This window comes from Eggerthella hominis (assembly GCF_014287365.1).
In the GTDB taxonomy this organism is placed as follows: domain Bacteria; phylum Actinomycetota; class Coriobacteriia; order Coriobacteriales; family Eggerthellaceae; genus Eggerthella; species Eggerthella guodeyinii.
Genome location: NZ_JACOOA010000007.1, coordinates 76829 through 90322 on the forward strand (window position 1 = coordinate 76829; position 13494 = coordinate 90322).

Genomic DNA, 13494 nt, shown 5'->3' on the forward strand with positions numbered 1-13494 from the left:
CATCATCGCCCCACCCCTCCCATACCGCCCCGTATCTGCCACTATAGCAAATCCCGGCGAACCTCAAGCAGATTTGGTACTTTCAGACCACAGCGTCGAACCGCCCCCACCCGGCCCTTGCGGCGCGATCGAGCTAAATTGGTTCCTTCGGGCGATAGACGCCCCCTCCCCGCAGCCGTAGCGTGAAGAGGTCAGCACGGGGAGATGCAGCGAAGAGCGAGCGAGCTGCCCCTCCCCGCAATCAAGGAGGAGGTTTTCATGGGGCTTCGCATCGAAGGACTCGAGGAAGCGGGGGGATTTTCCCGCCGCACGTTCTTCAAAGGAGCCGCGCTTGCAGGCGCGGCCGTCGCAGGATCCGCGATCGTCTCGGGGTGTCAGCCGCAAGCGAACGAGCACGCGAGCGCGGCCGAAAGGGCGGGAAACGCGGGGGACGTCGCAGCCGCGGAGATCAATCCGCAAGACGAAGGCTACACCTCCTGCACGACCGACTTCTCGGCGTTGTTCCAACCGCTCACGATCGGCGACTACACCATGCCGAACCGCCTGTGCAAAAGCAGCGCCGGATCCGACACCGCCCTGCTCGAAGAGGTGATGCCGTTCGAAGGGCAGGCGTTCTACGAGAACTTCGCAAAGGGCGGCATCGGCATGATCTGGTGCGAGCAGTGCGGCATCTGGCCCGAAGAAGAGATATCCATGCTATCGGCAGGCCGTGAAGAGGATATCGAGCATTGGAAGCCGTTCGTCGAGATGTGCCACGGCTACGGGGTGCCCGTCGGAGGACAGCTGCTGGGCGATTTCACCCGCTTCTCCTCCTCGAAGAGCCACTACTCGCCGCTCGACATCGAAAACCAGAACTCGAACGTGCCCATGACCACCGACGAGGTCAAGGACATGCGCGACCACGTCATCACGGCCGCCTACCATCTGCAACAGGCGGGTTTCGACGCGGTTGAGCTGAACGCCTCGTGCAGCCACACCTTCGATTCGTTCGTCTCGCGTTTCTGGAACACCGAGCGCGACGACGAGTACGGCGGGCAGAGCATAGAGAACCGCGCGCGATTCATCACCGAGATGATCTCCGGCATCCGCGAGAAATGCGGCCCCGGCTTCGGCATCCAAGTGCTGTACTCCGCCATCGAGGAAAACGTCGCGGAGCTAGGCGACAGCGACCTCTGCATGAAGAAGGAGGAAGCCGTCGAGTTCGCGAAGCTGTTCGAGGCCGCCGGCGCATCCAGCCTACACATTCGCTCGTCGATATTCGGCAACCATGCCGCAGGGTTCATGACCGACATGTTCAACGTGCCCGTGCCGGGCCATACCGGTTTGGGTACCGTCGCCGATTTCAGCAGGCATATGGACGGCCAATGGCAGGGCCAGTACGACGGCGTGGCCGCCTTTTTGAAAAGCGCGGCCAACATCAAGAAAAACGTGTCGATCCCCGTCGGAACCGTCGGCTGCATGGACGCGCGTCTCGCCCCCGACCTCATCAACGACGCAATCGCCGACGGCGAGATCGACTTCGTGCTCATGACGCGCCCGCTGCTGGCGGATCCCTCGTTCGCCGCCAAGCTCAAAGAAGGGCGCCGCGACGAAATCGCACCCTGCAACCACTGCATGACGTGCTTCGCGGGAAGCCTGGCGATCGGCACGCCCATGCACTGTCGTGCAAATCCCGCTATGGCCCGGGCCTACACGGCCGACATGCCCGAGGGGTACGAGCCGCTTCCGGCCGAGGAATCCAAGAACGTGCTCGTCATCGGCGGCGGACCGGCGGGCATGGAAGCCGCCCACACCGCCGCAAGGCGCGGGCACCGCGTAACGCTGTGCGAGAAAAAGGCCGACACCGGGGGCATGCTGTCGTTCGCCGCCTCGGTCAAGGGCACCCACGAGAAGATCGCGGATTACCGCGCGTACCTGCAACGCCAACTCGAGGTGCAAGGCGTCGAGGTGATCGCGAACCAGGAGGTCGATGCCGATTTCGTCGCCTCGAAAGCGCCCGATGCGGTCATCGTGGCCACCGGCGCCCAACGCAGCATGATAACCGCGCCGGGCAGCGACCTGCCCCATGTGACCTCGATCGAGAACTACGCGACGATGGAATTCGGAGCGAGCGTCGTGCTCGTGGGAGCCGGCATCCAAGCGATCGACTTCGCCATCCACCTCGTCAAGCAGGGGATCTCGGTGACCGTCGTGCACGAAGGGCCCGAAGAGGACGTGGACAAGCACTGCCCCGCCTGGATCAAGCACCACAACCTGAACTGGCTGCGAGCCCAGGGCACGCAGGTGTACAGCAACGCGACGATCAGCGAGATCACCGAGGATCAGGTTGCCATCGGCACCGATTACGGCACGGTCGTGCAGATAGCCGCCGACACCGTGGTGTCGTGCATCGACATGCAGCCGAACGACGGCCTGTACCTTGCGCTCAAGGACACCTACGAGACGTACCTCGTCGGAGACGCGAAGGAACCGTCGACCATCGCCCACGCGAGCGCAACGGGCAATCTGGCGGCGCGCAGCATCTCGGCTCCGGCAGTGGACTACGTGCCCAAAGAGCCCAAGCTGGTGTTCGGCGACGGCGCAGGACCCGCAGGCGCCAGGGCGGACACCCCTTCCGCATAGGCGATGGGCCCCGCACCCGCGCCCATCGCATCGCGGCGGCTGCGGGTTCGGGGCCTTCGGCGTTCGAAAGCCCCCGCGCCCTCGAGGGGATGCGGGGGCTTTCGGCATGCGTGCGGGCGGGAGACGCTAGTTCTTGTCCTCGTAGAGCTCGATGACGGCGCCGTCCTTCTCGACGAAGGCCAGCCGCACGCCGGGGCCGGCGTCCAGGGGGCCGCAGATGATGCGGTCGGCGTCGTCGGCGTAGCGGTCGAGATCGTCCACCGCGTAGGCCACGTGCCAGCGGCGGTGCAGCTCCTCGGGGAAGGGCGTGCCCTCCTCGAACTTGAGGTACTCCACCTTGTAGTCGTAGTCGTCGACGTTCGACACCCAGAACTTCATGGCCTCGTTGTAGGTCATGTTCGGCTTCTTCTCCGTGATGGGGATGCCGATGTGCATATAGGTTGCGGTCATACGCGCTCCTCTCGCTCGACGCTAGCGCATCGAGAACATGTCCATGGCGGCTTCCGCGTCGGCCTGCATGGCGGCGGTCGCCGCGTTGGCCAGGGCGTGGAAGTACTTCGGGTGCTCTTCGGCGATGAGCGCCTCGACGGCGAGCACGCCCGCGTTGCTCATGTAGCTGAAGTAGTTGATCTTGCGGATGCCGGCGCGGATGGCCGCCCGCGTGTCCTCGCACGACAGGCCGCTGCCCCCGTGCATGACGAGCGGCACGCCGCAGCGGATGCGCAGCTCCTCGATCAGCTTGAAGTCGAGGTTCGGCTCGGCCCGGTAGAAGCCGTGCACCGTGCCCACGCTGGCCGCGAGGGCGTCGATGCCCGTGTCGGCCACGAAGCGCGCGGCCTCGTCGGGGTCGGTGTACACGTTCTCCCGGTCGTCGTCGGCGTTCTCGAGCCCCTCGTGGCCCGTGGTGAAGCCGATCTCGGCCTCCACGTCGGCGCCGTACTCGTGGGCCAGCTCCACCGCGCCCAGCGTCAACGCCACGTTCTCCTCGTAGGGAAGCTGCGAGCCGTCGATCATGATGGCCGAGAACCCCAGGTCGAGGGCGCGGCGCACGTAGTCGATATCCTCGCCGTGGTCGAGCATCACGCACACGGGAACGCGCGAGGCCTCGGCGCGCGCCACCATGATGGGGCCGATCACGTCGATGGACGTCTCCTCCTCGTGCAGCTGCGCGTGCTGGATGATGACCGGCTCGTCGCGTTCCTCGGCCGCGCCGATGGCGGCGAGCAAAAGCTCGAGGTTCGGCGTGTCGAAGGCGGCGGCCGCGCAGTCGTTCTCTTCCGCCCAGGCGAGGACGGTTCTCAAAGATACGAGCATGGGCCTCCCCTACTTCTTCAGGTACGGCGTGGTGCAGGGGGCGTTCCACAGGCGCAGCAGCTCGTCGTCCATGCGCGCCATGAACATCTGGAACCCGGCCTGCTCCTGCACGGTCAGCATCTCGCCCACGAAGTTCGCCACCACTTCGATGTCCTGCTTCGCCAGCTCCTTGACCGCGGCGCGGTACACGATGAGCTGCTCCATGAGCGTGGTGGCGCCCGAGCCGTTGATGATGAGCATGACCCGCTCGCCCGGCTCGATGCCGATGTCCTTCACGAGCGCGTTCACCATGATGGCGGCCGTCTCGTCAGCGGACTTCAGGGGCTGGCGGCCGCCGCCCTCCTCGCCGTGCTGGCCCATGCCGATTTCCATCTCGTCGTCGCCGAGCTCGGCCAGCAGCGTGCCCGTCTGCGGATGCGTGGCGCCGCGCACGGCCACGGCCAGCGTCGCCATGTTGTCGGCGAAGCGCTGCGCGACGGCCGCCACCTCCTCGAGGCTTCTGCCCTCGGCGGCCGCGGCGCCGGCGATCTTGTAGGTGGGGATGCAGCCCACGAGGCCGCGGCGGTCGTCGGCGTTCTCGCGCGGGGCGTTCGACACGTCCTCCTGCGTGACCACCTTGACCACGTTGAGGCCCTGCTTCTTGCACTGCTTCATGGTCATGTTGCCCGTCAGCATGTCGCCGGCGTGGTTGAGCACGATGTAGAGCACGCCCTTGCCCTTGTCGGCCAGCTTGATGGCGTCGACGCAGGCCTGCGGGCCGGGCGCGGCGAAGATGTCGCCCACCACGTCGATGTCCACCATGCCCTCGCCCACGAAGCCCTCGATGGCCGGCTCGTGGCCGCTGCCGCCCTGCGTCACGATGGTCACGCGGTCGGCCCCGGCCAGCTTCTTGTTGATGACCATGTTGTCCTCGCCCAGCTCGAGAATGTCGGGGTTGGCCAGGGCCAGGCCCTCGAGCAGCTCCGCGGTGAGGTTGTCGGGGTCGTTGATGAACTTCTTCATCTGCATGGTGCTCCTCCTCAGTCGTTTGACAGCCGGAAAAGAAAGGCCCGCCGCGCAATGCGGCAGGCCGGGTTCCCTACGAGCGCGGCAGCGAGGCGCCGTTCGCCAGCCCGCGCAAGAACAGCGAGGTGGACACGGCTCCCGCATCGGGCGTTCCGATGGTCCGATCGCCGTAGCTGCGCGCGCGGCCGAACTTGGAAGCGAAGCCCTCGGATGCCCGGGCGCCCTCCTCCGCGGCCTCGGCCGCGGCCATGAGCACGTCGATGGGGCCGTCGTCCGGGGCGGCGCACGCCTGCGCGGCCTTCACGGCGGGGATCAGGGCGTCCATCATGGTCTTGTCGCCCACCTGCGCCGTGGTGATATCCTGCATCTCGGCCAGGCAGCCGGCGAACATGCGGCGCACGGCGTCGGCGGAAAGCTCGTTCTCGTCGTCGCCGAGCTGGGCGCCCAGGCCGCCGATGAGCGTGCCGTACAGCGGGCCCGCGGAGCCGCCGCGCACGGCCATGACGTCCATGCCCAGATCGTCGAGGAAGTCCTTGATGGAGGCGTCGTCCCACGCCTCGACGCGCTCGTTCACGAGCTTGGCGATCTTCGTGACGGTGATGCCGTGGTCGCCGTCGCCGAACCGGGAGTCAATGTCGCTTAAGCGCTCGGCATGCTCCAGCATGAGTCGCGCGCTCTCGCGCAGCATGGTCTTGCACGTGCCCCGATCGATCATAGGTGCCCCTCTTTCGTCGGTTATCGCTTCGCGGTCAACTCTACCCGCAACGTTCGAGAAGGTCAATGGGCGAAAAGCGCCGTTCCCTCGGGGCGGCGGCAGGAGACGTGCGGGTTTCATGGCGCGAAGGGGGCTGGCGGGCGGGAACGCGCGCCGCGCGCCGATCCGCGCAGGGCGCGGCGCGCGAACCGGCGCGGAGAAGGACGCACGGATCCCAAACCCTCCGCCGCGCCATGAGAAAAAAGCGCCCCCTCCGTGGAGGGGGCGAACTTTACGCGTTGATGTAGACGTAGACGATGCGGATGGTGTCGGCGAGGTTGCCGGACGTGTTCGCGGTGGAGTAGTTGTACAGCAGCACCGCCGACCATTCGTGCGCCGCGCCGTCCAGGTCGACCGTCCCGGAGAACGAGTACGACTCCTTGACGAGCGTCGTGCCGTCGCTCGCGTACTCGGAGTACGCGGTCTTGTCGGCCGGCAGCTCCGCGGAACCCTCGGGCACGTCGACGCCGGCTTCCTGCAGCGTCTTCTCGATGAGGTGCTCGTTCTTCACCGCGTCGACGAAGCTGAGCGAGCCGTAGCCGAGCGAGGCGGTGGCAGCGGAATACCCCGCCTGCACGACCGCGCCGTCCTCGTTCAGGCCGAGGTACACCGTCGGCGTTCCGGAGCGCGTGTCGGCCGGCTCGTCGGTGAGGGCCACCGTCACGTTCGTCTTGACCGGGTTGCCCTCCTCGTTCACTTCCTTCGAGGTGGTCTCGGTGGCGCCGTGCTTGAGCGCCGTGATGGCCTCGTCCTTCGTCATGCCGAGCACGGCGGCCAGGTCGGGCACGTCGGTCTTCTTGGCGGTGGCGGTGGTGGCGTCCTTCGTCTCGTCGGTCTGCATGGACCCGACCTCCTGGGAGCTCTGCTGCTCCTGGGTCTGCTGCGAGGCGATCAGCTGGCTCTCCTCGAACCACTGCCACGCGAAGTAGCCCAGCGCGCCGATCAGCAGGACGAGCAGCACGACGATGGCGATGAGCACGCGCCGCATGCGGCGGGATTTGCGCTGGTAAGCGGGGATCTGCTGCTTCTGCTTCTTTTCCTTCTTCTTCTTGCCGTGGCGGCCCTGGGGCTCTTCGGGCTCGACCGGGACGGCCTCGTCGCCGAACAGCAGGGGCGGCGCGTCCACCGGCTCGAGGGCCTCGATGGCGTCGGGGTACTCGTCCTCGTTGTCGCCGCGGTAGCTGAAGCCGCCCGCGTGCGCGCCGTCGCCCACCGGGGAGAACGCCTCGGTCAGGCCGATGCGGCCGTCGGAACCGTCGGCGGGCGGTTCCGTCCCGTCGCCCACCGGGGAGAACGCCTCGGTGAGGCCGATGCGCTCGTCGGAGCGGTCGGAGGGGGTGCCTTTGGGTACGTTGGGAGCATGTTTGGGCATCGTAGAGCCTTCCTGACAGGTGGAACGGAGGTGCTGGCTAGCGCAAGAACAGGTACCACGCGACGACGGCGATCACGGCCACCGCGCCGAGCGCGAGCACGATCTTCTGGGCGATGGGCATGGGAGCGGCCTCGAGGTCGTCCAGGGTCGTCCCCTGGTAGCCCTCGTCTTCGGCGGACGGCTCCTCCCGCTCCTCGACAGCCTCGGGCTCCTCGGTCGCAGCGTCGTCGGGCTCGACGACGGCGTCGTCGGCGCCAGGTGCCGTCGGAACCGGAGCCGGGACCGGCGTCGGGGCCGCGGTCGGGGCCGCGGTTCGCGCCGGGCGCGCGCCCGCCTGGATGACGACATCGTCCTCGTCGTCGGGCGTCACGGTTATGTGGGAAAACTTGGGGTCGCCTGCAGCCACGGTGCATCCTTTCACGTCAATGCGATTATAGATGATAATCCAGGCGGATGCCCCCGTCCAAATAATATCCATCGAGCTGGGCGCATGCGCCCCCGACGCCCCCGACGCACGCGCCGCCCCGCCGCGGGAACCTGCGGCGGGGCGGCGCGAAGCGGGAATGCGCGAGCGGCCTACTGCACGCCCTCGATGTGCGGGATGCTGGCGAAGCCCGCCTCCAGCTCCTCGTCGGTGGGGACATGGTCGCTCATCTCGCCGCGGTTGTACGCGTCGTAGGCCTTCATGTCGAAGTAGCCCGTGCCCGTGAGGCCGAAGAGGATCGTCTTCTCCTCGCCCGTCTCGGCGCAGCGCTTGGCCTCCTCCACGGCCTGGAAGATGGCGTGGGCGCTCTCGGGGGCCGGCAGGATGGTCTCGAGCCGCGCGAACTCCACGGCCGCCGCGAACACGTCGGTCTGCTTCACGGCCACGGCGTCCAGGTAGCCGTCGTGCTTGAGCTTCGACACGATGGGGCTCATGCCGTGGTAGCGCAGGCCGCCGGCGTGGTCGGGACTGGGCAGGAAGCCGTTGCCCAGCGTGTACATCTTCGCGAGCGGGCAGGTGCGGCCCGTGTCGGCGAAGTCGTAGGCGTAGCGCCCGCGCGTGAGGCTCGGGCAGCTGGCCGGCTCGACGGCGACGAAACGCGTGTCGGGACGGACGCCCTTGATCTTGTCGCGCATGAACGGCGCGATGAGGCCGCCGAGGTTCGAGCCGCCGCCCGCGCAGCCGATGACGACGTCGGGGTACTCCCCCAGCTCCTCGAAGGCGGCGTAGCTCTCCATGCCGATGACCGACTGGTGCAGCACCACCTGGTTGAGCACCGAGCCCAGCGTGTAGCGGCCCTTGTTCCCGGGGATGTTGAGCGCGCGCTCCACCGCCTCGGAGATGGCCGTGCCCAGCGAGCCCGTGGAGTCGGGGTGCTCGGCCAGCATCTTGCGGCCGATCTCGGTGGTGTCGGACGGCGAGGGCGTCACGCGCGCATCGAACGTCTCCATGATGTTGCGGCGGAACGGCTTCTGCTCGTAGGAGCACTTCACCATGAACACGTCGAGGTCGAGCCCGAAGTGGGCCGACGCCTCGGCCAGCGCCGTGCCCCACTGGCCCGCGCCCGTCTCGGTGGTGATGCCGTCGAGGTCCTGGGCCTTCGCGTAGTACGCCTGGGCGATGGCCGAGTTCAGCTTATGCGAGCCCGACGTGTTGTTGCCCTCGAACTTGTAGTATATCTTCGCGGGCGTGCCGAGGGCCTTCTCCAGGTTGTACGCGCGGCACAAGGGCGACGGGCGGTAGATGCGGTACATCTCCAGCACGGGCTCGGGGATGTCGACGTAGGCCGTGTCGTCGTCGAGCTCCTGGCGCACGAGCTCGTCGCAGAACACGGGTGCCAGATCCTCGGGCCGCGCGACCTGGCCGTTCGGCAGCCGGATGGGCTCCGGCTTCTCCGGCATGTCGGCCCGCAGGTTGTACCACTGCGTCGGGATCTGGTCTTCGCGCAGGTACAGACGATGCGGTGCTTGTTCGGTCATGGTCGTTTCCTTTCCTTGCAGTCGGTTCCGCGGCTACCCACCGCGGATCATCGTGATCGGCCTCGCGCACGCACGGCACGCACGAAAAGAGCCCCCGGATCTCCGAGGGCTCTTCTGATGAGTATGTATGCGTGGACAGAAGCCAGGGGACCCGGGATTAATGCGTTCTGTTCCACCACCATGCGCCGACGGACGGCGTCGCGAGGACGTTGTCGGCGAGAACGATGTTGGCGGCAGTTCGCAAAGTGAGCCTTTCACGCTCGGGTTTCCGGGTACGCCCGCCAGTATAGCCCTTCCCCCCGTCGGATGCAAAGCCCTTTTTTCGGCGTTCTCGCCGTCCCTCCACGGCGAAAACGGCCGTCGACGCAGCGAAAACGGCTGCGCAGGGCCGGGCCTCCCTCGGCGGAACCTACCTTTCAGGGGCCATTCGGGCGCGCTCGCGGAAGGAAAACGGCGGTCGAATGTTAAATTTTCGACACAATTCGCTTTATTGCAATAAAGTATGCTGATACGCTTAGCATCGCAACGATGCGCAAAAGCGTCAGCAAAGTCGCACGACTCGCTGGAGGGCCCCGCACAAGGCGGGGTGCGAGGGAAGGAGACCGACCTATGGAAGAAAGCAAGAGCACATTCAGCAGGCGTCAGTTCGTCGAGCTGCTCGGCGTGTCGGCTGCGGGCTTCGGCCTGGTCAGCATGGCGGGCTGCAGCGGCGGCGGCGACACGAGCACGCCGGCCGCAACCGGCGGCGACACGGCGGGCGGCGGCGCGGCCGACGCCATCACGTACAGCCTGACCGCCGATCCGCGCGCGCTCGACCCGGCGTACTTCGACGACGGCGAGTCTGCGGTCGTCGCCTGCAACATCTACGAAGGCCTGTACCAGTACGGCGCGAAGGACGCGAAGGTCGCCCCGTGCCTGGCCACCGACCTGCCCGAGATCTCCGACGACGGCCTGGTGTACACCATCAAGCTGCGCGAGGGCATCAAGTTCCACGACGGCGCCGAGTTCAACGCCGAGGCCGTGAAGAAGTCCATCGAGCGCCAGCTCGAGCCCAACCGCAACTCCGACATGCCCTACGCGTCGTTCGTGTTCGGCGAGGAGGCTGCCGGCAACGGCGTGGAGAGCGTCGAGGCCGTCGACCCCACCACCGTCAAGATCACCATGCGCGCGGCGTCCGCCCCGTTCGTGAAGAACCTGGCCATGGCGCTGGCGTCCCCCATCGTATCGCCCACGGCCGCCGATGCGGCGACCCCCGGCCAGCCCATCGACAAGCCCAGCGGCACCGGCCCCTTCAAGTACGTCGACTGGACGAAGGGCGCCTCGGTCACGCTCGTCGCCAACGACGAGTACTGGGGCGACGCTCCCAAGGTCAAGAACCTCGTGTTCAAGATCATCGCCGAGGGCAACACGCGCCTGACCTCGCTCATGAACGGCGAGTGCGACATCATCTCGAGCGTCGACCCCTCGTCGGCCGACCAGGTGACCAGCAACGGCTTCGAGCTGTTCTCCGAGGACGGCATGACCATCAACTACATGGCGTTCAACACCGAGACCGGCCAGTGCACCGATCAGGCCGTGCGCAAGGCCGTCGCCCAGGCCATCAACGTCGAGGAGATGGTGCAGGCCATCTTCGGCGACTACGCCACCGTGGCGAACTCGGTCATGCCCACCTGGATGGCGCCCTACACCAAGGACGTCAAGCAGACGGCGTACGACCCCGAGGCCGCCAAGAAGACACTGCAGGAAAAGGGCATCACGTCGCTGCAGTGCATCACCTACACCACCGCGCGCCCCTACAACCAGAAGGGCGGCAGCCAGCTGGCCAACATGATCCAGGGCTACCTGTCCGAGGTGGGCGTGGACGTGAGCATCACCGAGTACGACTGGACCACCTACAAGACCAAGGTGCAGACCGATCCCTACGACATCTGCTTCTACGGCTGGACGGGCGACAACGGCGACCCGGACAACTTCATGAACCTCCTGGCCGACACGAACTGGTCCATGAACGTGGCCCACTTCCAGGACGACGAGTACAAGAAGCTCATCGCCGAGGGTCTGACCACGCCTGATGGCGACGAGCGCGACGCCATCTACCTCAAGTGCGAGGAAATGGTCGCCGAGAAGCAGCCGTGGGTGCTCATCTCCCACTCCAAGAACCTGCTCGGCATCAACCCGAAGGTCAAGGACTTCTACTACCATCCGACGGGCGTCGCCTTCTTCAAGGGCGTGTCCAAGGAGGCGTAAGGCTCCCACCGGGTTCGGACGGGGCCGTTCATCTCGAACGGCCCCGTTTTTTGGTTCCATTACCGTTTGGCGTTGCATTCTTGCCGCTAAACGATAGCAAGTGCGCTACACTGTCATGCGATCTTTTTCGATCCGATGACTGCGCGCAGAGACGAGTTTTGGCGCGCGCTCGAAGCCGAAGGCATCGCCTCCGGCTTCATTCCTGTTCAAGCGGTAAAGACGGCCTCTTGGACGGGTCCAGCTAAGAAAGGAGCAGCAGTTGCTCAAATACATCCTCAAACGAATCCTCATGGTGATTCCCGTTTTGCTGGGTGTGACCGTCATCATCTTCCTCATCACCCGCGTGTTGGCCCCGGACCCGGCTCCGGTGGTTCTGGGCGAGCACGCAACGGCCGAGGCGATGGTGCAATGGCGCGCCGACAACGGGTTGGACAGTCCCATCTGGCTTCAGTACGTCAACTTCATCGTCGGCGCCGTCCAGGGCAACCTGGGCACCTCGTACTACACCCACCAGCCGGTCACGGCCGAGATCGCGGCGCGCTTCCCCGCCACCGCCGAGCTTGCCATCTGCGCCATCATCGTGGCGTCCATCGTGGGCGTGGCGTTGGGCGTGCTGGCCGCCGTCAAGAAGAACAAGGCTGCGGACAACATAAGCATGTTCGTCGCGCTCATCGGCGTGTCGATGCCGATCTTCTGGTCGGGCATCCTGCTCATCCTGCTGTTCTCGGGCATCCTGCACTGGCTGCCGTCGAGCGGCCGGATATCGCCCCTGCTCCAACCGTCGGGAGGAACCGGATTCTTCATCATCGACACCATCGTGCAGGGCAATTGGGTGGCGCTCGGCGACGTGCTCGTCCACCTCATCCTGCCCACGTTGGCGCTGTCGCTGTACTCGATGGCCATCATCACGCGCATGACGCGCTCGAGCATGCTCGAGACGCTCAACGCCGACTACATCCGCACCGCGCGCGCCAAGGGCCTGTCCAAGGGCTCCGTGAACATCAAGCACGCGCTGCGCAACGCCATGCTGCCCGTGTCCACGGTCATCGGCCTGCAGTTCGGCAGCCTCCTGGGCGGCGCGCTGCTCACCGAGACGGTGTTCGCGTGGCCGGGCATCGGCAAGTTCGCCGTCGACTGCGTGCTGAAGAGCGACTTCCCCGTCGTCCAGGGCATCGTGCTGCTGGTGGCGGTCATCTTCGTCGTCATGAACCTCGTCGTCGACATCGTCTACGCCTACCTTGACCCCCGCATCAAGTACGGCGCGAAGGAAGAGGGGTGATCCGCATGGCGAAGAACAAAGTGCTCGCTACCGAGCCGGCCGGCGAGGCAGCCCTGCTGAACGGCCAGCCGGCCAAGGAGAAGCACGAGAGCATCTGGAAGGACGTGCTCGCGGGCATCGTGTCCAACAAGGCATCGCTCGTCAGCGGCATCTTCATCCTCATCCTCGCCACCATCGCCATCGTCACCAAGGTGGCGCCCGGCATCCTGCCGTACGATCCCTACGCGCAGAACCTCAGCGAATCGCTGCTCGCCCCGTCGGCGCAGCACTGGTTCGGCACCGACATTCAGGGCCGCGACATCTTCTGCCGCGTGCTCGTGGGCACCCAGATCACGCTGACCGTGGGCCTGGCCGCCGTGGCCATCTCGCTGACGGTGGGCGTCGTCCTCGGCTCCATCGCCGGCTACAAGGGCGGCAAGTGGGACACCGTCATCATGCGCATCATGGACATGATGCTGGCCATCCCCTCCATCCTGCTGGCCATCGCCATCATGGCGGCGCTCGGGCCCGGCATCGAGAAGGCCGTCGTGGCCATCGGCCTCGTGGCCATCCCCGAGTACGCGCGCATCGTGCGCTCGGAGATCCTCTCCATCAAGGAGAACGACTACGTGGCCGCCGCGCGCGTCATCGGCGACTCGAACTTCAAGATCGTGTTCAAGCACGTGCTTCCCAACGTGCTGCCGTCCATCATCGTCCGCGCGACGCTCGGCATCTCCACGGCCATCCTCGACGCGGCCGCCCTCGGCTTCTTGGGCCTCGGCGTCCAGCCGCCTGCCGCCGAGTGGGGCGACATGCTCGGCCGCGGCCGCAACGAGCTGTTCCGCGCCCCGTGGCTCATGATCTTCCCCGGCCTGGCCATCACGCTGACCGTGCTCGCGTTCAACCTGCTGGGTGACGGCGTGCGCGACGGTCTCGACCCCAAAGCAAGGAAGAGGTGAT

General features: G+C 66.3%; 11 protein-coding genes. 4 read left to right on the top strand and 7 right to left on the bottom strand.

Annotated features, from left to right (window positions below; translation table 11 throughout):
• The first annotated feature begins 258 nt into the window (after window positions 1-258).
• Window positions 259-2622 (top strand): oxidoreductase, encoded by a 2364-nt coding sequence (locus H8S61_RS14375; RefSeq protein ID WP_186939452.1) that lies wholly within the window; start codon window positions 259-261, stop codon window positions 2620-2622.
• Between the two features lie 126 nt (window positions 2623-2748).
• Here the strand turns inward: H8S61_RS14375 and H8S61_RS14380 are convergent, their stop codons facing one another.
• The 7 genes from H8S61_RS14380 to H8S61_RS14410 all read right to left on the bottom strand — a co-directional run bounded on the left by H8S61_RS14380 (window position 2749) and on the right by H8S61_RS14410 (window position 9029).
• Complete coding sequence (locus tag H8S61_RS14380; protein WP_101722124.1) at window positions 2749-3072, bottom strand: VOC family protein; 324 nt, start codon at window positions 3070-3072, stop codon at window positions 2749-2751.
• Between the two features lie 21 nt (window positions 3073-3093).
• Window positions 3094-3936, bottom strand: a complete 843-nt coding sequence (locus H8S61_RS14385) for a class II fructose-bisphosphate aldolase (protein ID WP_186939453.1) — start codon at window positions 3934-3936, stop codon at window positions 3094-3096.
• Window positions 3937-3945: 9 nt separating this feature from the next.
• Window positions 3946-4944, bottom strand: coding sequence for a dihydroxyacetone kinase subunit DhaK (locus tag H8S61_RS14390; RefSeq protein ID WP_186939454.1), 999 nt, complete (start codon window positions 4942-4944; stop codon window positions 3946-3948).
• A 70-nt stretch (window positions 4945-5014) separates the two neighbouring features.
• Window positions 5015-5656 (bottom strand): DAK2 domain-containing protein, encoded by a 642-nt coding sequence (locus tag H8S61_RS14395; protein WP_186939455.1) that lies wholly within the window; start codon window positions 5654-5656, stop codon window positions 5015-5017.
• Window positions 5657-5927: 271 nt separating this feature from the next.
• Entirely contained in the window at window positions 5928-7067 is a 1140-nt protein-coding gene (locus H8S61_RS14400; RefSeq protein ID WP_160943234.1) for a histone-lysine N-methyltransferase, read from the bottom strand.
• A gap of 37 nt (window positions 7068-7104) precedes the next feature.
• Window positions 7105-7473: an SURF2 Surfeit locus protein 2 gene (locus tag H8S61_RS14405; RefSeq protein WP_186939456.1), complete on the bottom strand. Its 369-nt coding sequence runs from the start codon at window positions 7471-7473 to the stop codon at window positions 7105-7107.
• 170 nt (window positions 7474-7643) lie between these two features.
• Entirely contained in the window at window positions 7644-9029 is a 1386-nt protein-coding gene (locus tag H8S61_RS14410) for a TrpB-like pyridoxal phosphate-dependent enzyme (protein ID WP_160943232.1), read from the bottom strand.
• A gap of 609 nt (window positions 9030-9638) precedes the next feature.
• Between H8S61_RS14410 and H8S61_RS14415 the strand changes: the two genes are divergently transcribed.
• The 3 genes from H8S61_RS14415 to nikC all read left to right on the top strand — a co-directional run bounded on the left by H8S61_RS14415 (window position 9639) and on the right by nikC (window position 13493).
• Window positions 9639-11276 (top strand): ABC transporter substrate-binding protein, encoded by a 1638-nt coding sequence (locus H8S61_RS14415; protein WP_186939457.1) that lies wholly within the window; start codon window positions 9639-9641, stop codon window positions 11274-11276.
• Between the two features lie 259 nt (window positions 11277-11535).
• On the top strand, window positions 11536-12555 hold the full coding sequence (locus tag H8S61_RS14420) for an ABC transporter permease (RefSeq protein WP_186939458.1): 1020 nt from the start codon (window positions 11536-11538) through the stop codon (window positions 12553-12555).
• 5 nt (window positions 12556-12560) lie between these two features.
• A complete protein-coding gene (gene nikC / locus H8S61_RS14425; protein WP_222617732.1) occupies window positions 12561-13493 on the top strand; it encodes a nickel transporter permease in 933 nt (310 codons plus the stop codon).
• Window position 13494: the final 1 nt, after the last annotated feature.